Genomic DNA, 20,543 nt, shown 5'->3' on the forward strand with positions numbered 1-20,543 from the left:
AAGGCGACCGGGTGCAACTCCAGCAGGTGAAGCTGAACCTGATTATCAATGCCAGTTAGGCGATGAGCGCGATGGGCGATGGGGCGCGGGAATTGACGGTCAGCACCGCCATTCATGAGCCAAGTGCCGCCTCGTGACGGTGCGCGATGCCAGGGCGGGTGTCGCTCCCGAGCACGTCGAGCGCCTCTTTGAGTCTTTTTATACGACGAAGGCTAGCGGGATGCGCATGGGGCTGTCGATCTGCCGCTCGATCATCGACGCACACGGCGGTCTGTTGTGGGCAAGCGCAAACGCACCGCGCGACGCGATCTTTCAGTTCATGGCACCTCTCCATCCCCGCCGTTTCATCATAAGCCGGCCTCGTATTCCGCACCGCAGGGTATCGCATCGCCGGCCTTCGCCGCCCGTCAATGGCTACGAGTGACATCATGGCCGGCCGGCGAGCGTCCGATGTGGCTCAGAGCCGACGTCCGGATGTGGCCCGACAAAGCAACTTTTCCTTGTCACACGAGTACGCGACCCAACGACATACCCGCAAACGTCATCTCAATCTCGTACTCACCCCTGATCTGCCTCTGGATGCCTGCAAAATTAATATACACAACCAACTTTTGAACAGTACCTCGCGGGCCTGATGCGTGCAATGTCGCTACAAATAACTCGTCGTGAAAGATGCGAAAATCGCCGAAACACCGTCATAAAAATCGCCGGGAGCTTTGGGCGAAAGAAGTACATACACGTCGGTGCGCGAGAAAAACAATGTTGTACGGTACTGCTCAATCCTCGCAACGACATCATATCTATGCGGTAGTTTACCCGGCTGATTTGGCCCCGGCCGTGGCCTGACTGAAAATCCGGCGGCGCGAAGAATAACTTCGGCGTCGTCAAATGAACTTCCGACAGGAATGTAGCGAACTGCGAGCCAAGTAATGTCCCCAGCTTCCTCTATCTCTTGCGTCGGGCCGCTTTTGGGGAGCTTCTGATACGCTTTGTCGATTTCAGTACGAAATCTTTTTCCCCGTATTTCGAGGTCTTGCCGAGGGGATGCGAGCGACGCCCAAGGTATTAGCGCCAAGTAAAGTGGTACCCATAATCCAGCGTGTATCACAGTGCGTCGTTGGGAGAGCAGCTTCCGAGTTTTTGCCATTGCCACCTCCGATGCGCAGCACCAGTTACATCGCAACGAGAACGGTTCTCAACGGATCATCGCGGGCGATTGGGTTGGAGCATGCGTCCGTGGACGCCCTGGTGTCAACGATCTAGCACCAACTGTCGAAAGACCGCTTCTGGCTGCGGATTCGACCCGTCGATGCAACGAATTGATGAAGTCGCTCAGCCGGTGTATCGAAGTCTAGTGTCTTTCGCGGACGCTCATTGAGCCGCGTGGCTACAGTGTTGAGCTTAGCCTGCGAATAGGCCGCGCAATCGCTCCTGAGTTTGCACGTAGTGCGCTACATCATCCGCGCTCGTGACGGCTGACAATGCCTGCGGAGGAATCCCTCGACGTGCGCGTACTACAGAATGGACGCTGGTATCCCCGACGACTGCTTTCCGGCCGATTGGTGAACGCGTACTGCTGGCCACTAGCCACCGTTAGCCTGCTCCATTACGTTGTCGATCGAGCGGCCGGTTCGCATAGCGGACTAATACTGACGCTTCTTGAACCAAGCATCGGCGGAGGGCCGAAAGAGCAGAACAGTCGCCACCACATCAGAGAAATACACGATGCCAGGCTTAAAGTCGTTTGTAAACGTAACGCTCCATGCAATAAGGAGTAGTCCGGCCAACGTCGATAGCAATTGTGTAATCCTGGCCCAATTTTTTTGATAGACCATTGCAATTATCAACATGGCATTAATGGCAAGCCAGAAGGCCAAGGTTGCAATGGCCTGCTGCTCTCCCCGAGACGCATAGAGGCCTTGGCGAAAGTCGTTTAGAAGAAGGGGGGTGAAAAAAAGCATCTGCCTGAGCCAAACAAGTGCAAACAGCACGACCGCTATCTTAACTAGTCGTGGCGCTTCCGGCTGTAGAAGCGGGATAGAGCGTTTTTCTTTCGCTATCATTTTATTCAGACTCCATCGTTCGGATACAGTAAAGCAGAGGCTGCAAATGACGGGAGATTAAGTGTGCGCTACGTCGGGCGGTCGCCACTCGACCCAGACCAGACTTACGCGCAAGTTCGGAAATGACGGCCCGTTCCAAAGTACAACCGCCACTCACAATAGATGTGCCGAAATGCGTCTGCACAGAAGATTCAATGCTCTCACCGCGTTTCACGAATATTCGCGACGGCGCGAATCCGTCTTTCAACGCGCCCCACCATCTGAGATGGTGACGAACTCCAGCGAGTTTCCCGTTGTTGGTCGAAAGCGCGAAGCGGTTTAAGTGCCGGGCGAGAGATTCTTCAAATGCCCGGCACGTTCGGCACTCAGTTGCCTTGCGTGCGGATTACCCGTGTGGCGCGCTAGCGGAACGGCGTTCCTGGTTTTCGACTATAGCCAGGGGGCTTCGCGACGTTTGGCGACTGGGTGGACCGTATTGACGCATCTGGCGCCAACGAGGCCGTGCCTCTCCGACGACGTCATGCAATGCGTAACAGGATCAGTGATGCGAGACAGCAGCCGCATGAAGGCCGATACGTATTTGGACATGATTTCCCCGACACCTCTGGATGATTGTTTGCCGCCCGCGTCGAGCCGGCTGGCCGTGCGGATTCTGGTGTGCACGAGAAGGGACGCAAGTTGCGGACCAGTTCGAGAGAGGCCAATGGATTTGGGGCTGCACGTCGCCAGCGATATGGCGGTGAAACATTCGGGAAGCGGCTTTGTTTCAATCACGTAACGGCGGCTCGCCGGATCGGGAGGCGGAATGCCAGGCCAGATAAGGATTGGCCGGAAAAAGTGGAACAGCGCATCGGCGTCACAAATTCGATCCAACGATATGAATTGCCGCCGAACCTGCATGAATGTTTCAACTACGCAACATGCACGGAGGCGTGCTTCGAAATGAGTCCATCGGTTTGGTGTCGGACGCGGAGTGCGAGCGTCCGTTGTTTTGGGCGAAGCGGCCGCCTCTGTGTCCGGTTGCTATGGCAGGCGTGTGACTCTTCATGGCTCAATCCGGATCCCAGCCCCTCGGGCGACACCGCCCCCAAAAAATATCCCCCCTTCCGCGACGGATTTTCCGCCGGCGTCCGTTAAACACGGGTACGCATCGCGAGAACCCCCGTCATGGACCATCCGAACGACATCTCACCGGCTGCCATCGCGCTGAACCGCTTCGGTCTCGGCGCGCGGGCCGACGAAGCGCCGCCTGCGGATCCGAAGGCGGCGCTCATTGCTCAATTCGACCATTACGACGCGCGGCCGGCCGCATGGGCCGCTGAACCGGACGCGGTCACGCTCGCGACGCGCTTCGCGAACACCCGCAACGCGATGACGAGCGACGACGCGGCGGCCAAGCGCGCGACCGCGCAGTCGATCCGTCGCGACGGCTACGACGCGTATCGCAGTGCGGTCACCGCGCGGCTGAACAGCGCGCTCACCGCACCCGCGCCGTTCATCGAGCGTCTCGTGCATTTCTGGGCGAACCATTTCGCGGTGTCGGTCGACAAGGGGCAGGTCGCCGCGTACGCGGGCGCATTCGAGCGCGACGCAATCCGCCCGCACGTGCTCGGCCGCTTCGAGGACATGCTCGTCGCTGTCGAGCAGCATCCCGCGATGCAACTGTTCCTCGATCAGGCACGCTCGGTCGGCCCCGACAGTCCGGCCGCGCTGCGCGCCGAAGCCCGCAATCCAGCGGCGCGGCGCGGTCTCAACGAGAACCTCGCGCGCGAGATCATGGAGCTGCATACGCTCGGCGTACGGACCGGCTATACGCAAGCGGACGTGACGGAATTCGCGCGTGCGCTGACCGGCTGGAGCATCGCCGGCGGACGCGGGCCGCAGCCCGGCGATGCGGCGCCCGGCGCGTTCGTGTTTCGCCCGAAGCTGCACGAACCGGGCGCGCGCACGGTAATGGGCCGCACCTACGACCAGCCGGGCGAAGCGCAGGCGCGCGCGATCCTCGGCGACCTCGCACGTTCGCCGGCAACGGGCCGGCATATCGCGTTCCAGCTCGCGCGCCATTTCGTCGCCGACAACCCGCCGCCCGCGCTCATCGAGCGGCTCGCCCGCGCATTCGAGACGAGCGGTGGCGATTTGCCGACCGTCTATCGCGCGCTCGTCGAAGCGCCGGACGCATGGTCGCCGGTCAATCGCAAGTTCAAGACGCCGTGGGAGTGGGCCGTGTCGTCGCTGCGCGGGCTCGGCTGGCGCGACGCGGGCGACCTGAAGGCCGCGCCGCTGCTCGCGCAACTCGGCCAGCCGGTGTGGCGGCCCGGGTCGCCGGCCGGCTACGACGACCTGGCCGCGAGCTGGGCCGCGCCCGACGCGCTGGTGCGACGCGTGGAGATCGCGCAGCGGCTCGCCGCCCGCACGGGCGACCGGCTCGATCCACGCACGCTCGGCAACACGCTGCTGGCGGGCTCGCTGAGCGAGCCGACGGCGACTGCGCTCTCGCGTGCCGAAAGCGCGACCACGTCGCTCGCGCTGCTGCTCGTGTCACCCGATTTCCAACGGAGATGAACATGGCTCGATCCATTACCCGTCGGCACTTCCTGAGCATTGCCGCGGCCGGCGCGGGGGCGATGCTCGTCGCACCGCGCATCGTGTTCGCGAACGTCGAGACCGACCGGCGCTTCGTGTTCGTGATCCAGCGCGGCGCGGCCGACGGGCTGAACATCGTCGTCCCGTATGCGGAGCCCGCGTATGCGTCGCTGCGCGGCCCGCTGGCGATCGACCCATCGACGGCGACACGCGTCGACGGCACGTTCGCGCTGCATCCTTCGCTGGTGCAGACCGCACAGATGGTTCGCGACAAACAGGCGCTGTTCGTCCATGCGATCGCATCGCCGTATCGCGACCGCTCGCATTTCGACGGCCAGAACGTGCTCGAGACGGGCGGCCGCGCGCCGTACCAGGTGAAGGACGGCTGGCTGAACCGCCTCGCCGCGATGTTGCCGGCGACGCGGGAGCGCGCGATCGCATTCGCGCCGACGGTGCCGCTCGCATTGCGCGGCGGCGTGCAGGCCGCGTCGTATGCGGCGTCCGGTTTGCCGGCCGCGCCGGACGACTTGCTCGCGCGTGTATCGGCGCTTTACGAGGCCGACGCGCAGCTCGGGCCGCTGTGGCAGTCGGCGATGGCCGCGCGCGGGCTCGCCGGCGATGCGCATGCGCGCCAGGACCCGGCAGGCGTCGGCAAGCTCGCGGCGACGTTTCTTGCGCGCGATGATGGCCCGCGGATCGCGATGATCGAGACGGGCGGCTGGGACACGCACAGCGCGCAGAACGCCCGGCTCGCGAATCAGTTGAAGGCGCTCGACACGATGCTCGCTGCGTTGCGCGACGGACTCGGGCCCGTGTGGCAGCAGACCACGGTGCTGGTTGCGACCGAGTTCGGGCGCACGGCCGCCGCGAACGGCACGGGCGGCACCGATCACGGGCAGGCGTCGGTCGCGATGCTGGCGGGCGGGGCGGTCGCGGGCGGCCGCGTGATCGCCGACTGGCCTGGCTTGCGGCCGGGCGACCTGTACGAAGGGCGCGACCTGAAACCGACCGCGTCGCTCGACGCGCTGATCGCGGGCGCGGCCGCCGAAAGCCTGCGGCTCGATCCCGGCCGTACCGCGTCCACGCTGTTCGCGGAAAGCGGCACGACGCGGCCGATGAGGGGCCTCATTCGCGCAACCGCGTGACGCGCGGCATGCGCGCGTTCGCATCCGCCAACCGATTACACGACAGGGAGAATCGACGATGAAGATCCGATCCGTATCGCTTGCCGTACTGGTGAGCGCGAGCGCTGCGCTGATGTCCGCATGCGTGGTCGAACCGGCGCGGCCGCCGCAGCCTGCGCCGATCGTCGAGGTGGCGCCGCCGCCGCCCGCACCCGGCTATCGCTGGGCGAAGGGCCATTACCGCTGGGCCGGCAATCACTGGGCGTGGGTGCCGGGCCACTGGGTGGCCGTGTATTGAACCGGGCGAACGGGGCGCCGTTCACCATCCGATCCGGTGCTTTTCCTCGGTTTCGCTGTGCCGCCAGTCGTCGTCCGCGTGCAGATACTGGCTCGTCGTCGTCAGCGACACGTGCCCGAGGTTGTCGCGCACGAGCCGCAGGTCGACACGGCCGTCGGCCATGTGCGAGCCGGCGCTGTGGCGCAGCCAGTGGGCCGATGCCTGTTCGAGCACGCGCGCCTGTTCTTCGCCGGCATCTCCTTGCGCACGCAACCAGTCGGCCGCGAACCGGAACACCTGCTTCACGATCCGGTGCAGCGCCGCGCGCGTGAGCGGCCTGCGCGTGTGACCGGCCGGCAGCACGAGCGGCGTGTGCTCGCCGCCGGCCGGTAGTGCGGGCAGGCCGTGCGCGCGCCGGTAGCGCGCCAGCTCGGCCATCATCTCGGCGGTGGCCGGTACGAGCCGTTGCCGGCCGCCTTTGCCGGTCACGTCGAGCCACCAGCGGTCGCGTCCGTTCGCGTCGCGCCGTGCAAAGAATTGCCCCATCGTCGTATCGGCTGCCTCGGTGATGCGCAGCCCGCCGAGATACAGCAGCGTGAAGACCCAGCGCGCACGATCCGCATGGAAGGAGGCGCGCGCATCGTCGCGCGGCATCGCGGCGATCGCGTCCTTGACCGCCTGCCACAGCGGCGGCCCGAGATGGCGCGTGACGCGCGGCGCGGGCCGCCGTTGCCGCTGCCGCGACAGCGCGAGCGGATTGCCGGCCAGATAGCCGGCCTGCACGAGCCACGAGAACATCACGTTCAGGATCACCATCGCCTGCCGCTGGCTGGCCGCCGACAGCGGCCCGTAGAACGGCCGCCAGCGCGGGTCGCCGCGCGGATGCTTGCGGCCGCCGTTCGCGCACCACACGTCGGCCGGCGCGGGCGCGAGCAGGAACTGCCGGTAGACGACGAGATCCTCGTGCGTGAGCGACGACAGCGGCTTGCCGCACGCGATCACGGCCCACAGCAGCAGGCGCTCGGCTTCCTTGCGGTAGTTCTGGAACGTGGTGGGCGTATCGACGAAGCGGGCGAGCCATGCGCGCACGGCGTCGAGATCGTGGGTCGCGGCGATCTGCGGATGCGCGCCGTTCGCGCGGTTCGTGCCCGCGCGACCGTCGAGCGCGGCCGGCACGGTCAGCGCATCCAGCGGCTGCGGCCGCAGCGCGGCGTCGGACGGAACGGGTAAGGTCATGCGAACGGGGGCGCAGGCGGCGCGACGAAGCGGACGAGGAAGCGCCGATGGTAATACACGATCACCACGCGGTGCAGCCGCTGTCGACAGCAACGTCCGCGACGCCTCGAGCACGCCGGCACCCAGGCGCAGGCCGTCGCATTCCGCGAAGATCTCGTCCACAACGGAATGGGTCTTCATGACCGTGCCCCGCTCGTCGAGGATTGCGGTCGCGACGAGCGATCGTGAGGAAGCGGCACGCCGGCTGTAAGCTGTTTGTGAACTTTCCCGGCGCGGCGCTCGTCTAATCGGCCCGCCAACGCTTCCTGAGGACCTTCAGATGATTCGCAAGACCCGAACGCTGCTCGGCGCGGCCGTGATTGCCGGCAGCACGCTGCTCGCCGGATGCCAGACGGACGCAGCCGCGACGGACCCGCGCGCGGCCCGCCCCACGGACGGCCGGCCCGTGACCCGGACCGTTTATGTCGCGCCGCAGGCGGCGCGCTGCACGGGCGTCGCACCGATGGACTGCCTGCAGGTGCGCAGCAGTCCGGCCGAGCCGTGGAGCCTGTGGTACGCGGGTATCGAGGGCTTCGCGTACCAGCCCGGCTATCAATACGTGCTGGAAGTCGACGAGTACCGCGTCGCGCAACCGCCGGCCGACGCTTCGTCGATCCGCTGGGTGTTCAAGCGTGTCGTCGAGCGCCGCCAGGTGAACTGACGTAGCAGGGAGCTCGGTCCCGCCTGGGCCCACGTATCGACGCCGCGCCCATAGCGACGGTGACGTACGACTCACGGCATCCGAGCAAGCGATGAGGGGTAGGAACGGGATAGCTTGGATATTGGGGTTGCATGGACTCGGGCCGTGCTTGGATCTATAGTAGTCGCCGGTACTACCTTTTGCTACGGAGGCCGTTGTCATGGTTACGGCAACATCCATCAAGCTTGATGATGAATTGAAAGGGCGGGTTCAGCACTTGGCCGAAGCACGCCGGCGTACCGCCCATTGGATCATGCGTGAGGCCATTGAGCAGTATGTCGAGCGCGAAGAAAAGCGCGAGGCGTTGAATCAGGACACGCTCAAGGCATGGGATGAATTTCAGGCGACTGGCCTGCACGCGACCGCTGAGGAAGTGGATAAGTGGCTCGCGAGTTGGGGAACTGAAAACGAATTGCCCTCGCCGGAATGCCACAAGTAATCTTTGCACCGGCGGCTATCCGAGACCTGCAGCGACTGCGCGATTTTCTGTTGTCGAAGAATCCCGACGCCGCGAGGCGGGCTGGCGAAGCGATTAGACGAGGCGTTCAGGCTCTCGGTACTCACCCTCGAATGGGACGTCTGATAGAAGATCTCCCCGATCAGTATCGGGAGTGGACCATCGATTTCGGGGATCGCGGTTATCTGGCCCGGTACCGCTTCGATGGCGATGTGGTCACGATCTTGACTGTCCGACACCAGAAGGAAGCGGGGTATTGATCATGACGGACGACGAGGCCAAAGCGCCGGTCGTTATCCACGCGCCTGCATAAATCGCTCTCCGACCAATAAACCGGACTGCCAGGCCCGGTAGGGCTCCGTCCACTACGGGCGCTTGCCATCTTCACCACACGGGCGAATATTACGCGGACGGCCGCGGCGCGACCGGCCTCGGCGGCGCGGCGGTATCGATCCGCCGGAACACGACCGACGACAGCAGCGTGACCGAGCCCATGCAGACGAACGACAGCATGAAGCCGTTCGCCATCGAGCCCCAACGCGCGGCGAACAGGTTCACGAGCCCGCCGCCGATCGACACGCCGAGCCCCATCGCCAGCATCTGCATCATCGTGAACAGGCTGTTGCCGCTGCCGGCGTCGGCATGCGACAGCCCCTTGAGCGTCACGGCGTTCATCGCGGCGAACTGCATCGAGTTCGCGGCGCCGAACACGATCAGCAACGCCATCTCCAGCGCCGGCGCGGGCCGCGCCGACACCAGCGCGAACCCCGCGATCGCGCAGCCGACGATCCCCGTGTTCACGACCAGAAACGTCGCGTAGCCGAAGCGTTTCGCGAGCGGCGCGATCCAGCGCTTCGCGATCACGCCGGCGATCGCGGCCGGCAGCATCATCATCCCCGACTGCAGCGGCGTATAGCCGAGCTGCACCTGCATCAGCAGCGGCAGCATGAACGGCACCGCGCTCGTGCCGATCCGGCACAGCAGGTTGCCGAGCAGCCCCGAGCCGAAGTTCGGCTCGCGGAACAACCCGAGCCGGAACAGCGGCTGCGCGCGGCGCCGTGCGTGAGGGAGGTACGCGAGCGCACTCGCCACGCCGAGCATGGCGAGCCCGATCGCCCAGCCGGTGCGGTGCGCGGGCATCGGCGGATCGATCGCGAGCGACAGCGCGAGCATCGCGACCGACAGCAATGCACAGCCGATGAAGTCGAACGGTGGCGGCTGCGTCGCCTGGTCGTGCGGCAGAAAGCGCTGCACCGCGAGGAAGCCGACCACGCCGACGGGCACGTTGACGATGAACACCCAGTGCCAGGAAATCGCCTGCGTGAGCCAGCCGCCGAGCGTCGGCCCGACGATCGGGCCGAGCTGCGCGGCGATCGACACGAACGCGATCGCCGCGACGTACTGTTCGCCCGGCACGCGGCGCAACACCGCAAGCCGCCCGATCGGCAGCAGCATCGAGCCGCCGATGCCCTGCACGGCACGCGCGACGACGAGCTGGCCGAGCGTGTGCGACGCAGCACAGCCGATCGATGCGAGCGAGAACACCAGGATGGCGAGCGAGAACACGCGGCGCGTGCCGAACCGGTCGGCGAGCCAGCCGGACGCCGGCGTGAGCATCGCCATCGTCAGCGTGTAGACGACCACGACCGGCTGCATCGCGAGCGGCGACGCATGCAGGCTTTGCGCGATCGACGGCAGCGCGGTGTTGACGATCGTCGTGTCGAGGGACTGCATGAAGAACGCGGCGGCGACGATCCACAGCAGCGCGGAATGTGAGGGTTCGCGGGACATGACGAAGTGGGAGGTGCGGCGACCGGCATGGCGACGTGGCACGGCCGGTCTACAAGCATGGGATGGTATCGATTCCGGTGGTCATCGGGAAGCTGCCTGATGGCATTGACTGTCATCGTAATCAGCGATGACAATGCGGAATGCTCAATCCCGTCTGGCTCAAGACGTTCGCGACCGTCACGAACTGCCGCAGCTTCACCGAAGCGGGGCGGCAGCTCGGGCTCAACCAGTCGAGCGTCAGCGAACACGTCCGTCGTCTCGAAGAGAGCGTCGGCCGGCGGCTGTTCGTGCGCGACACCCATTCGATCGCGATGACGGCCGACGGCGAGGCGCTGCTCGTGCATGCGAACGTGATCCTGCAGGCGCTGAATCGTGCGGAATCGCAGTTTCGCAAGCCGCGGCTGCAGGGCCGCGTGCGGCTCGGCGCGTCGGACGACCTCGCGCTGGTCGCGCTACCGGACGTGCTCGCGGCGTTTCGCACCGCGCACCCCGACGTCGCGCTGGAAATCACGACCGGCATGACGAGCCGGCTCTACGAACTGATGGATGCAGGCGCGCTCGACCTGATGATCGGCAAGCGGCGGCTCGGCGAGCGGCGCGGCACGCCGCTGTTGCGCGCGCGGCTCGAGTGGGTCGCGCGGCCGGGCACCGTGGTCGACCTGGAGCGGCCGCTGCCGCTCGTGCTGGTGGCCGAGCCGAGCGTCACGCGCGCGGTCGTGCTGAACGCGCTCGCGGAAAAGGGGATCGGCTGGGAAGTCGTGTGTTCGAGCAGCAGCCAGCCGGGCTGCATCGCGGCCGCGCGGGCCGGGCTCGGGCTCACCGCGACGTCGCAGTATCTGTCGGCGCGCGGCCTGGCGACGCCGGTAAACGGCGACGGGCTGCCTGCGCTGCCCGACGTCGAATTCATCGCGCTCGCCGCGAAGCGGCTCAGCCAGCCGGCCGGCACGCTGCTCGAACTGCTGGAAACCAGCGACCTGCGCGCACCCGGCGCGGCGGATCAAGGCGTGTAGCGTACTTCGTTACCTGATAGCTGCCGACAGCTGCCGTTCGCGCCGCATCCGGCCGGGCCACGCGCCACACGATGCCGCGTCATGCCGCGCGTTTCTGCGAAATCACCAGCAGCGCGCCGTTCTTGTCCTCCAGCACCGCGCGGAATTCGTGCGGCCCGGCCTGCACCGGCACGCGCACCGACGCGCCGGCCTTCACGACCCGCGCCATCGCCGCGTACAGGTCGTCGCCTTCATCCACGCGCAGCGTGAGCGCCGCGCGCTCGACGATCTGCTCGTCGCCGGCCACCAGCGCGATCGTCAGTGGGCCGCCGTCGAGCGCGCAGTAGCGGTCGCCGTCGCGGAATTTCACGTTCAGGCCCAGTCCATCGACGAACAACGGCAAGGCCGTGTCGATGTCGTCGACCGGGTACAGCAGCATCGATACCTTCATTCCCTCTCTCCCTTGTCGTGATGTGGGCGGCGCGCACCGCACCGTCGTTCGATGCTAGCGCGCGGTGTCGGCCGCGACGCAGTCCGATCGGATGACGGTGAAACCCCTCTGTCCCCGCGGGCGGCCCGTTACTCCAAACAGACGATGCCCGTGCGGGCCCGCGCGCCGACACTCCCATCCGTGGACCGTCGCTATTCGTCCGTACCGTGCGGGCGGCTGCACGACCCCGACTCGTCCAACATACATGGAGACGCACGCAATGAAGTTTTCCCTTATCTACGAAGCCCAGACCACCGACGCATCGCGCGAGGGCGACCACCGGGTGTTCAAGGAGACGGTCGAACAGGCGCTGCTGGCCGAGCAGGTCGGCTTCGACACGATCTGGTGCGTGGAGCACACGTCGCTGACCAACTATGCGCACATGAGCGCGCCGGAAACCTTCCTTGCGTACCTGGCCGGGCGCACGACGCGCATCGGGCTCGGTCATGGCGTCGTGTGCCTGCCGCCGGCGATGAACCATCCGATCAAGGTCGCCGAGCGCGTCGCGCTGCTCGACATCCTGTCGGGCGGCCGCGTGCATTTCGGCGTCGGCAAGGGCGGCAGCCAGCAGGAGGCGGGCGCGTTCGGCTACGACCTCAACGAGCTGCAGCCAATGATCGACGAGTCGATGTATCTGGTGCCAAAGATGTTCGTGCAGGACGAGATCGAGCACGACGGGAAGTACATCAAGATTCCGAAGCGTCCGATCCACCCGAAGCCGTTCCAGGATCCGCATCCGCCGATGTACCTCGCGTGCACGAACACCGACGCGCTGCTGCGCGCCGGCCAGCGCGGCATGGGCGCGCTGGTGCTCGGTTTCGGCGGCCCCGATGAAGTCGCGAAGAAAAACGCGATCTATCGCGAAGCGTGGGCGAACCGCAAGCCGGAAGACCAGGTCGGCTTCCGCCCGACCCAGCATCTCGCGGCGCTGTGCCCGACGGTCGTGATGGCCGACGGCCAGAAGGCCCGCAAGATCGGCATCCGCGGCCAGCGCTACTTCATGGAGTCGCTCGCGTACTGGTACACGGGCGGCGAGCGTCCGGACCCGGCGAAGTGGGGCGACGACCTCGTGCAGGCCGATACCGGCGAGATGGTGATCCGTTCGCGCTTCGCGTCGGAGGAAGTCGTCGTGAACTTCGCCGATCCGGCGCTCGCGATGATGAACCCGAACCACGCGTACGGCACCGTGGACGACTGCATCGGCTACGTGGGCCGCCTGCAGGAAGCGGGCGTCGACGAAGTGCTGTTCCTGTGCCAGATGGGCACGGTGCCGCACGACGCGCAGATGGAGACGATCCGCAACATCGGCGAGCATGTGATCCCGTTCTTCAACAACGAGAAGGAGCGTGCCTGCGCGTGAGGCGGGCAGGGCCGCGCCGCGCCCGTCGTCCCTTCGGACGATGCGGCGCGGCCGCGCGAGACCGACCATCGGCAGCAGGAACCCTCGCTCGCGGCGCCGCCCGCGACGAACCACTTAGAGAGAGACCGGGGTGGGCGCCGCCGCGCGCGCTCCGCATCAAGGAGACATTCGTGCATCGCGACAACGATTCGAACGCACTGGCCGCCACGCTGATCGCCCGGGCCGAGGCGCTTGCGCCGACGCTCGCCGGCCGCGCCGAGCAGGCGCAAGCGCAGGGCCGCATCCCGGCCGAGACGATCGCCGACATGCAGGCCGCCGGCTTCTTCAAGGTGCTGCAGCCGAAGCGCTACGGCGGCTACGAGCTCGAGCCGCAGGCCTTCTTCGACATCCAGATGGCGCTCGCGCGCGGCTGCATGTCGACCGCGTGGGTGTACGGCGTCGTCGGCGTGCACAACTGGCAGCTCGCGCTGTTCGACGAACGCGCGCAGCAGGACGTGTGGGGCAAGGATCCGGCGACGCTGATCGCGTCGACCTACATGCCGGTCGGCCGCGTGAGCCCGGTCGACGGCGGCTTCCGCCTGTCGGGCCACTGGAAGTTCTCGAGCGGCAGCGAGCTGTGCGAATGGGTGTTCCTCGGCGCACTGGTGCCGCCGGCCGTTGCCGGCGAGCCGCCGGAATACCGCACGTTCCTGCTGCCGAAATCCGACTACCAGATCCAGCAGGACTGGGACGTGCTCGGGCTGCGCGCGACCGGCAGCCACGACATCGTCGTCGACGACGTGTTCGTGCCCGCGTACCGCACGCACAAGGCGATCGACGGGATGATGGGCACGAGCCCCGGCCTCGCCGTCAACGACGCGCCGCTGTTCAAGCTGCCGTTCGCGCAGATCTTCGTGCGCGCGGTGTGCACGTCGTGCATCGGCGCGCTGCAGGGCGCGCTCGACGACTTCACCGGCTATGCGGCCACGCGCGTGTCGGCCAACAGCGGCGCGAAGACGACCGACGATCCGGGCGCGCAGAACGCATGTGCGAACGCGGCCGTCGCGATCGATGAGATGACGGTGCTGCTCAAGCGCAATTTCGCGGAACTGATGGCGTCGGTGACGGGCGGCCCGGCCGTGTCGATCGAACGCCGCGTGCATTTCCGCTACCAGTCCGCCCAGGTGGCCGAGCGCTGCGCGCAGGCCGCGAACGCGCTGCTGCGCTATGCGGGCGGCAACGGCATCTATCACCGCAATCCGCTGGTGCGCCGCTTCCTCGACCTGCACGCGGCCCGCGCGCACTACGCGAACAACGTGGACCGCTTCGGCCAGAACCTCGGCGCGGTGATGCTCGGCCGCGAGAACACCGATTACTTCATCTGACGAGACCGCGATGAACGACAAGCAAGCGCAGCAATACGTGTTCGACGTCGTGGTCGTCGGCTCGGGCGCGGGCGCGCTGCTCGCGGCGTGCCGCGCGGCCGACCGCGGGCTGTCCGTCGTCGTGATCGAGAAGACGGCGCTGTACGGCGGCACGTCGGCGATCTCGGGCGGCGGCATCTGGGTGCCGTGCAACCACCACATCGCCGCACTCGGCGCGACCGATACGCGCGAGGCTGCGCGCCGCTATCTCGACGCGTGCACGGCCGGCGCTTCGTCGCGCGAGCGGCTCGACGCGTATCTCGACCAGGCGCCCGAGATGCTGCGCTACCTCGAAGCGAAGACGCCGGTGCGCTACCAGGCGCTGCCGAAGTACGCGGACTATTTCCAGAAGCTGCCGGGCGCGATGCCGGGCTATCGCGCGCTCGATCCGCTGCCGTTCGACGGCGCGCGGCTCGGCGACGAGCTCGACCGGTTGCGGCCGGCGTCGCCGGGCACGCTGATCGGCGGCCGCGTGGCCGTGACGTCGAGGGAGGCGCACACGCTGTTCTCGCGCGGGCCGGGTTTCATGAAGCTCGCGATCGCGCAGTTCGGCCGCTACTGGCTCGATATCGGCGTGCGCCGCCGCACGCGGCGCGACCGGCGCCTGACGCTCGGCAATGCGCTGATCGGCGGGCTGCGCCGCGCGCTGCTCGATCGCAACGTGCCGGTATGGCTCGACACGCCGATGCGCGACCTGCTCGACGTCGACGGTCGCGTGACGGGTGTGCGGGCGCAGCGCTTCGGACAGCCGGTGACGATCGTCGCGCGATGCGGCGTGATCCTCGGCGCGGGCGGCTTCGAGCGCAACCAGCCGATGCGCGAACGCTACCTGCCGCAGCCGACGCAAATGCAATGGAGCGCGACGCCGCCGGCCAATACCGGTGATGCGATCGCCGAGGGCCACCGGCTCGGCGGCGCGCTCGCGCTGATGGAACACGTGTGGGGCGCGCCGACGGTCGGCGTCGCGGGCGAGGAGAAGCAGCGCGCGCTGTTCGTCGAACGCAACCTGCCGGGCTGCGTGATCGTGAATGGCCTCGGCAAGCGCTTCGTCAACGAAGCCGCGCCGTATTCGGAATTCGTGCCGGCGATGTATCGCGACCATGCGCGCACCGGCGCGTGCGTGCCGGCGTGGATGGTGTTCGACGCGCGCTTTCGCCGCAAGTATCCGTGCGGGCCGATCATGCCGGCGTCGATGATGCCCGATGCGCGGATTCCGGACGCGTTTCGCGACGTGCTCGTGAAGGCCGACACGATCGATGCGCTCGCCGCGCGGATCGGCGTCGATGCGGCAGGGCTGCACGACACGCTGCGCGACATGGCGCGTTATGCGGCGACCGGCATCGACGAAGCGTTCGGCAAGGGCGACAACCTGTTCGACACGTATTACGGCGATCCGCGCAACGCGCCGAATCCGTGCCTTGGGCCGGTCGACGAGGCGCCGTTCTACGCGGTGCGGATCGACGCGGGCGACATCGGCACGAAAGGCGGGCTCGTCACCGACGCGCATGCGCGCGTGCTGCGCGCCGACGGCGCGCCGGTCGACGGCCTCTACGCGATCGGCAACACCAGTGCATCGGTGATGGGCACGAGCTATCCCGGCGCCGGCTCGACGCTCGGTCCGGCGATGACCTTCGGCTTCATCGCCGCCGACCACCTGGCTGCGCAAGCGGCCGACGCCGGCGGCGGGGCACCCCGGCCGTCCACGACAGAACTTGACGGAGTCCAATGATGAGCGAAATCACTACCCATCCGCTGCGCACCGACATGCTGCTCGCGATGCGCCGCCTCGCGCGCTCCGTCACTGTCATCAGCAGCGCGCACGATGGCCGGCGCTACTCGATGTCCGCGACGGCGGTCGATTCGCTGTCGACCGATCCGCCGTCGCTGCTGATCTGCATCAACCGCAATGCGTCGCTGTATCCGCCGCTCGACGCGGGCGCGCCGTTCTGCGTGAACGTGCTGTCGGCCCGCCATGAAGGCATCGCGATCGACTGCAGCGGCCGCCTGAAGGGCGAGGCGCGCTTCACGACCGGCGACTGGCATACGTCGCCGCTCGGCGTCCCGTACCTGCACGATTCGCAGGCGAGCCTCGTGTGCGAGCAGGACGGCCGCTTCGAATACGGCACGCATACGGTGTTCATCGGGCGCATTCGCGAAGTGCTGATGAGCGGTGACGTCGATCCGCTCGTCTATCTCGACGGCGCGTACACGACGCCCGGCGCGCCGGCGGCTCGCGCGGCGGCATGACGTGAGGAATCTGCGATGAGCGATTCGCGCTTCCACCGGCTGACCGTGGCCGACGTCATCACCGAAAGCGACGACGCGTGCTCGTTCGTGTTCGACGTACCTGCCGCGTTGCGCGATGCGTTCGCGTACCGGCCCGGCCAGTTCCTGACGCTGAACGTGCCGTGCGCGGACGCGACCGTCGCGCGCTGCTACTCGCTGTCGAGCGCGCCGGGCATCGACGCGGCGCCGAAGATCACCGTCAAGCGCGTGAGCGACGGCCGCGCGTCGAACTGGCTGTGCGAGCGCATCCGCGCGGGCGACGCGCTCGACGTGCTGCCGCCGGCCGGCGTCTTCACGCCGCGCACGCTCGACGGCGACCTGCTGCTGTTTGCGGGCGGCAGCGGCATCACGCCGGTGCTGTCGATCCTGAAATCGGCGCTCGTGCACGGACGCGGGATGCTGACGCTGATCTATGCGAACCGCGACGAGCGTTCGGTGATTTTCCGCGACGAACTGCAGCAACTCGCGCACCGCCATCCGGGCCGCCTGCGCGCGATCCACTGGCTCGACAGCGTGCAGGGCGTGCCGCAGCAGCGGCATCTCGAAGAGCTCGCGCGACCGTTCAGCCAGCAGGAGACGTTCATCTGCGGGCCCGCGCTGTTCATGGAGAACGCGCTCGCCGCGATGCTCGGCCTCGGGCTGCCGCGTGCACGCGTGCACGTCGAGCGCTTCGCGTCGCTGCCCGATGCGCCGGTGCAGACCGAGCCGGCGGCAGCGGCCGCGGCAGCGACGGCTGGCACGATCGCCGCGTGCGGCGACGGCGCGGCGATCGAGACGGTGCTGGATGGCGAGGCGTTCGCGTTCGACAGTGAGCCCGGCGAAACGCTGCTCGACGCGATGCTGCGCGCCGGCCTGCCCGCGCCGAATTCCTGCCGGATGGGGCAGTGCGGCGCGTGCATGTGCCGCGTCGAACGCGGCGAAGTGGCGCTCGCCAGCAACCACGTGCTCGACGACGACGAGATCGCGGCCGGCTGGACACTCGCATGCTGCGCGCGGCCCGCGAGCGACGCGCTGCGCGTGGTGTTCCCCGATTGAGCCGCGGCGCGCCGGCGGCGCGTGCGGCACCCCTGTTGCGACGCATATGACGATGGACAATGAAATCCTCACCACGCCCGCGCTGATCGCGCGGGCTGCCGCGCGCCACGGCGCGCATCCGGCGATCGAGTCGGAGCATGGCCGGCTGACCTACGCGGAACTCGACGCGGCCCGCGTCGAGGCGGCGCGCGCGTTGCTCGCGAGCGGCATCGACGCCGGCGACCGGATCGCCGTATGGGCGCCGAACCTGCCGCAATGGATCGTCGCGGCGCTGGCGATCCACACCGTCGGCGCGATCCTCGTGCCGGTCAACACACGGATGAAGGGGATGGAGGTGGGCGGCATCCTGCACGACGGCGGCGCGCGGCTGCTGTTCTGCTGCGGCACCTTCCTCGGCGAATCCTATCCGGTCATGCTCGCGCCGCACCGGCCCGCAACGCTCGAACGCGTCGTCGTGTTCGACGGCGAGCCGCCGTCCGGCGCGCACGACGAGACCTGGAACGCGTTCCTCGCGCGCGGCGCGGCCGTGCCGCTCGACGCCGTCCGAGAGCGGGAAGCCCAGGTAACGCCCGACACCGTGATGGACCTGATGTTCACGTCCGGCACGACGGGCCGCCCGAAAGGCGTGATGACCGCGCACGGGCAGAACCTGCGCGCCGCGCAGGCGTGGGCGACGATCGCCGGGGTGCGCCAGGACGACCGCTACTTGATCGTCAATCCGTTCTTCCATACGTTCGGCTACAAGGCCGGCTGGCTCGCCGCGCTATCGAGCGGCGCGACCGTGCTGCCGCATCTCGTGTTCCAGCCGGACGACGTGTTGCGGCGCGTTGCCGACGAGCGCGTGTCGGTGCTGCCCGGTCCGCCGACGCTGTACTACGCGCTGCTCGATGCGCCCGATCGCGCCGCGCACGACTTGTCGTCGCTGCGGATCGCGGTGACCGGCGCGGCCGCGATCGCGCCGAGCCTGATCGAGCGGATGCGCGCGGAGCTCGGCTTCGAGACCGTGCTGACCGGCTACGGGCTCACGGAATCGTGCGGCTTCGCGACGCTGTGCCGGCACGGCGACGACGCCGAGACGGTCGCCTATACGTCGGGCCGGCCGATGCCGGACGTCGAGCTTCGGATCGCGGGGCCGGACGGCGCGGCGCTCGCGCCGGACGAGACCGGCGAGATCTGGGTGCGCGGCTACAACGTGATGCGCGGCTACTTCAACCAGCCGGACGCGACGCGCGAAACCGTCGATGCGCAGGGGTGGCTGCACACGGGCGACCTCGGCTGCGTGGACGCGAACGGCAACCTGAAGATCACCGACCGGATCAAGGACATGTTCATCGTCGGCGGCTTCAACTGCTATCCGGCCGAAATCGAGCGGCTGCTGGCCGCGCATCCGGCGATCGCGCAGGTCGCGCTGGTCGGCGTGCCCGATACGCGGCTCGGCGAGGTCGGACATGCGTACGTCGTGTTGCGTCCCGGCGCGCATACCGACGCCGACGCACTGAACGACTGGGCGCGCAGCAACATGGCGAACTACAAGGTGCCGCGGCATTACACGTTCGTCGAGCAATTGCCGACGAGCGCGGCCGGCAAGGTGCTGAAGTACCGGCTGCGCGCGGGCACCGAAGCGGCGGCCTGAACGCCGTCGCGAGTCGCCCCATCACTGGGAGGAATGCATGAACGACAACGGATTTCCGCGGGGCGCGGTGCTCGTGTTCGGCGGCAGCGGCGGGATCGGGCAGGGCGTCGCGCTCGAGTTCGCGCGCGTCGGCGTGCCGGTCGCGGTGGGTTATCGCAGCAAGGCCGACGTGGCCGAGCGCGTCGCGCGCGACCTGCGCGACGTAGGCGTCGCGGCCACCACGCATCGCGTAGACGTGACCGATCCCGCGCAGATCGATGCGGCGCTCGCCGCCGCGATCGACGCGCACGGCCGCGTGCACACCATCGTGTGGGCGGCCGGCCCGTTCGTGAACCAGCGCCATATCGGCGACATGACGCACGACGATTGGCGTCGCGCGATCGAGGTCGAGACGTTCGGCTTCTTCAATGCGGCGAAGGCCGCGTTGCCGCATTTCCGCGCGTCGGGCGGCGGGTCGTTCGTGACGCTCGGTTCGGCCGGACATCTGCGCTGGCCCGATCGCGACGGGCTGTCGGTCGCGCCGAAGGCGGCGAACGAGGCGCTGGTGAAGGGCCTCGCGCGCGAGGAGGGGCGATACGAAATCCGCGCGAATTCGATCCTGGTCGGCGTGATCGAGGCCGGGATGTTTCCGGTGCTGCTCGAACAGGGACAGTTCGACCCGGCGTGGATCGACGACACGCGGAAGATGCTCGCGCTCAAGCGCTGGGGGAAGGCGCACGATATCGGACGCGCGGCGGTGTTTCTCGCGTCGGACCGTGCGAATTACATCACCGGACAGCAGTTGAACGTGTCGGGCGGGTACGGCCTGTAGCGGATGGACGGAGCCCGCCGGGGTGGGCGGGCTCGACAACAGGGTGCTTTAGTTGTCTTGGGCGTTGACATCGCCGAATCAATCCCGAATCTGCTCATCGAGTGAGGCCGGGATCGTCTGCCCGCATTGCATATGCCGAAGCGCATGAACAGCCATCGCACCCGCGATCGGTTGTGCGCGCATCGTCCTCGGTATTCACCCTGAGCCTCGATGCACGATCCCGCATCCTGACCGCGCGCGCCTCGCGCGAGGTCACGTCAGTGAAA

General features: G+C 67.4%; 20 protein-coding genes. 15 read left to right on the forward strand and 5 right to left on the reverse strand.

Annotated features, from left to right (window positions below; genetic code table 11):
• Positions 1-139: 139 nt before the first annotated feature.
• Positions 140-424 carry an ATP-binding protein gene (locus tag F3J14_RS35485; protein ID WP_348771930.1) on the forward strand — a complete coding sequence of 95 codons (285 nt, stop codon included), beginning with the start codon at positions 140-142 and terminating at the stop codon, positions 422-424.
• Positions 425-649: 225 nt separating this feature from the next.
• Here F3J14_RS35485 and F3J14_RS00890 read toward each other — a convergent pair whose 3' ends face one another.
• Complete coding sequence (locus F3J14_RS00890) at positions 650-1,147, reverse strand: hypothetical protein (RefSeq protein WP_166721362.1); 498 nt, start codon at positions 1,145-1,147, stop codon at positions 650-652.
• Positions 1,148-1,643: 496 nt separating this feature from the next.
• Complete coding sequence (locus tag F3J14_RS00895) at positions 1,644-2,063, reverse strand: hypothetical protein (RefSeq protein ID WP_166721363.1); 420 nt, start codon at positions 2,061-2,063, stop codon at positions 1,644-1,646.
• Positions 2,064-3,230: 1,167 nt separating this feature from the next.
• On the opposite strand from F3J14_RS00895, the gene F3J14_RS00900 reads away from it, so the two are divergent.
• From F3J14_RS00900 to F3J14_RS00910, 3 genes are read left to right on the forward strand one after another with little or no spacing between them, the layout of a single operon-like run.
• On the forward strand, positions 3,231-4,625 hold the full coding sequence (locus tag F3J14_RS00900) for a DUF1800 domain-containing protein (protein WP_166721364.1): 1,395 nt from the start codon (positions 3,231-3,233) through the stop codon (positions 4,623-4,625).
• A gap of 2 nt (positions 4,626-4,627) precedes the next feature.
• Positions 4,628-5,791, forward strand: a complete 1,164-nt coding sequence (locus F3J14_RS00905) for a DUF1501 domain-containing protein (RefSeq protein WP_166721365.1) — start codon at positions 4,628-4,630, stop codon at positions 5,789-5,791.
• A gap of 58 nt (positions 5,792-5,849) precedes the next feature.
• Complete coding sequence (locus F3J14_RS00910; RefSeq protein WP_166721366.1) at positions 5,850-6,068, forward strand: YXWGXW repeat-containing protein; 219 nt, start codon at positions 5,850-5,852, stop codon at positions 6,066-6,068.
• A gap of 21 nt (positions 6,069-6,089) precedes the next feature.
• On the opposite strand, the gene F3J14_RS00915 is transcribed toward F3J14_RS00910, so the two are convergent.
• Entirely contained in the window at positions 6,090-7,283 is a 1,194-nt protein-coding gene (locus F3J14_RS00915; RefSeq protein ID WP_166721367.1) for a tyrosine-type recombinase/integrase, read from the reverse strand.
• 319 nt (positions 7,284-7,602) lie between these two features.
• Between F3J14_RS00915 and F3J14_RS00920 the strand changes: the two genes are divergently transcribed.
• From F3J14_RS00920 to F3J14_RS00930, 3 genes are all read left to right on the forward strand, one after another.
• Positions 7,603-7,983: a DUF4377 domain-containing protein gene (locus F3J14_RS00920; protein WP_166721368.1), complete on the forward strand. Its 381-nt coding sequence runs from the start codon at positions 7,603-7,605 to the stop codon at positions 7,981-7,983.
• Between the two features lie 199 nt (positions 7,984-8,182).
• The gene (locus F3J14_RS00925; RefSeq protein WP_006757580.1) at positions 8,183-8,461 is read left to right on the forward strand and encodes a CopG family ribbon-helix-helix protein; all 279 of its coding nucleotides are present in this window, start codon (positions 8,183-8,185) and stop codon (positions 8,459-8,461) included.
• Positions 8,449-8,739, forward strand: a complete 291-nt coding sequence (locus F3J14_RS00930) for a type II toxin-antitoxin system RelE/ParE family toxin (RefSeq protein WP_166721369.1) — start codon at positions 8,449-8,451, stop codon at positions 8,737-8,739. The genes F3J14_RS00925 and F3J14_RS00930 overlap by 13 nt, the downstream gene beginning before the upstream one ends.
• Before the next feature lie 142 nt (positions 8,740-8,881).
• Here the strand turns inward: F3J14_RS00930 and F3J14_RS00935 are convergent, their stop codons facing one another.
• Positions 8,882-10,270 carry a DHA2 family efflux MFS transporter permease subunit gene (locus tag F3J14_RS00935; protein ID WP_166721370.1) on the reverse strand — a complete coding sequence of 463 codons (1,389 nt, stop codon included), beginning with the start codon at positions 10,268-10,270 and terminating at the stop codon, positions 8,882-8,884.
• Positions 10,271-10,410: 140 nt separating this feature from the next.
• On the opposite strand from F3J14_RS00935, the gene F3J14_RS00940 reads away from it, so the two are divergent.
• Positions 10,411-11,280: a LysR substrate-binding domain-containing protein gene (locus F3J14_RS00940; RefSeq protein WP_166721371.1), complete on the forward strand. Its 870-nt coding sequence runs from the start codon at positions 10,411-10,413 to the stop codon at positions 11,278-11,280.
• Between the two features lie 79 nt (positions 11,281-11,359).
• Here the strand turns inward: F3J14_RS00940 and F3J14_RS00945 are convergent, their stop codons facing one another.
• On the reverse strand, positions 11,360-11,710 hold the full coding sequence (locus tag F3J14_RS00945; protein WP_105787887.1) for a VOC family protein: 351 nt from the start codon (positions 11,708-11,710) through the stop codon (positions 11,360-11,362).
• Between the two features lie 259 nt (positions 11,711-11,969).
• On the opposite strand from F3J14_RS00945, the gene F3J14_RS00950 reads away from it, so the two are divergent.
• The 7 genes from F3J14_RS00950 (at position 11,970) to F3J14_RS00980 (ending at position 20,277) form a co-directional block, all read left to right on the forward strand.
• Complete coding sequence (locus tag F3J14_RS00950; RefSeq protein ID WP_166721372.1) at positions 11,970-13,109, forward strand: LLM class flavin-dependent oxidoreductase; 1,140 nt, start codon at positions 11,970-11,972, stop codon at positions 13,107-13,109.
• A gap of 170 nt (positions 13,110-13,279) precedes the next feature.
• Positions 13,280-14,473, forward strand: a complete 1,194-nt coding sequence (locus F3J14_RS00955) for an acyl-CoA dehydrogenase family protein (protein WP_166721373.1) — start codon at positions 13,280-13,282, stop codon at positions 14,471-14,473.
• A gap of 10 nt (positions 14,474-14,483) precedes the next feature.
• On the forward strand, positions 14,484-16,241 hold the full coding sequence (locus F3J14_RS00960; RefSeq protein ID WP_166721374.1) for an FAD-dependent oxidoreductase: 1,758 nt from the start codon (positions 14,484-14,486) through the stop codon (positions 16,239-16,241).
• The gene (locus F3J14_RS00965; RefSeq protein WP_105787890.1) at positions 16,241-16,759 is read left to right on the forward strand and encodes a flavin reductase family protein; all 519 of its coding nucleotides are present in this window, start codon (positions 16,241-16,243) and stop codon (positions 16,757-16,759) included. The genes F3J14_RS00960 and F3J14_RS00965 overlap by 1 nt, the downstream gene beginning before the upstream one ends.
• Before the next feature lie 15 nt (positions 16,760-16,774).
• Positions 16,775-17,833, forward strand: coding sequence for a ferredoxin--NADP reductase (locus tag F3J14_RS00970; protein ID WP_166721375.1), 1,059 nt, complete (start codon positions 16,775-16,777; stop codon positions 17,831-17,833).
• A 46-nt stretch (positions 17,834-17,879) separates the two neighbouring features.
• A complete protein-coding gene (locus F3J14_RS00975; protein ID WP_282100589.1) occupies positions 17,880-19,466 on the forward strand; it encodes a FadD3 family acyl-CoA ligase in 1,587 nt (528 codons plus the stop codon).
• Positions 19,467-19,503: 37 nt separating this feature from the next.
• Positions 19,504-20,277, forward strand: a complete 774-nt coding sequence (locus tag F3J14_RS00980; protein ID WP_166721377.1) for an SDR family oxidoreductase — start codon at positions 19,504-19,506, stop codon at positions 20,275-20,277.
• Positions 20,278-20,543 lie beyond the last annotated feature (266 nt).

Source organism: Burkholderia sp. Tr-862, assembly GCF_011753085.1.
Lineage (GTDB): Bacteria > Pseudomonadota > Gammaproteobacteria > Burkholderiales > Burkholderiaceae > Burkholderia > Burkholderia ambifaria.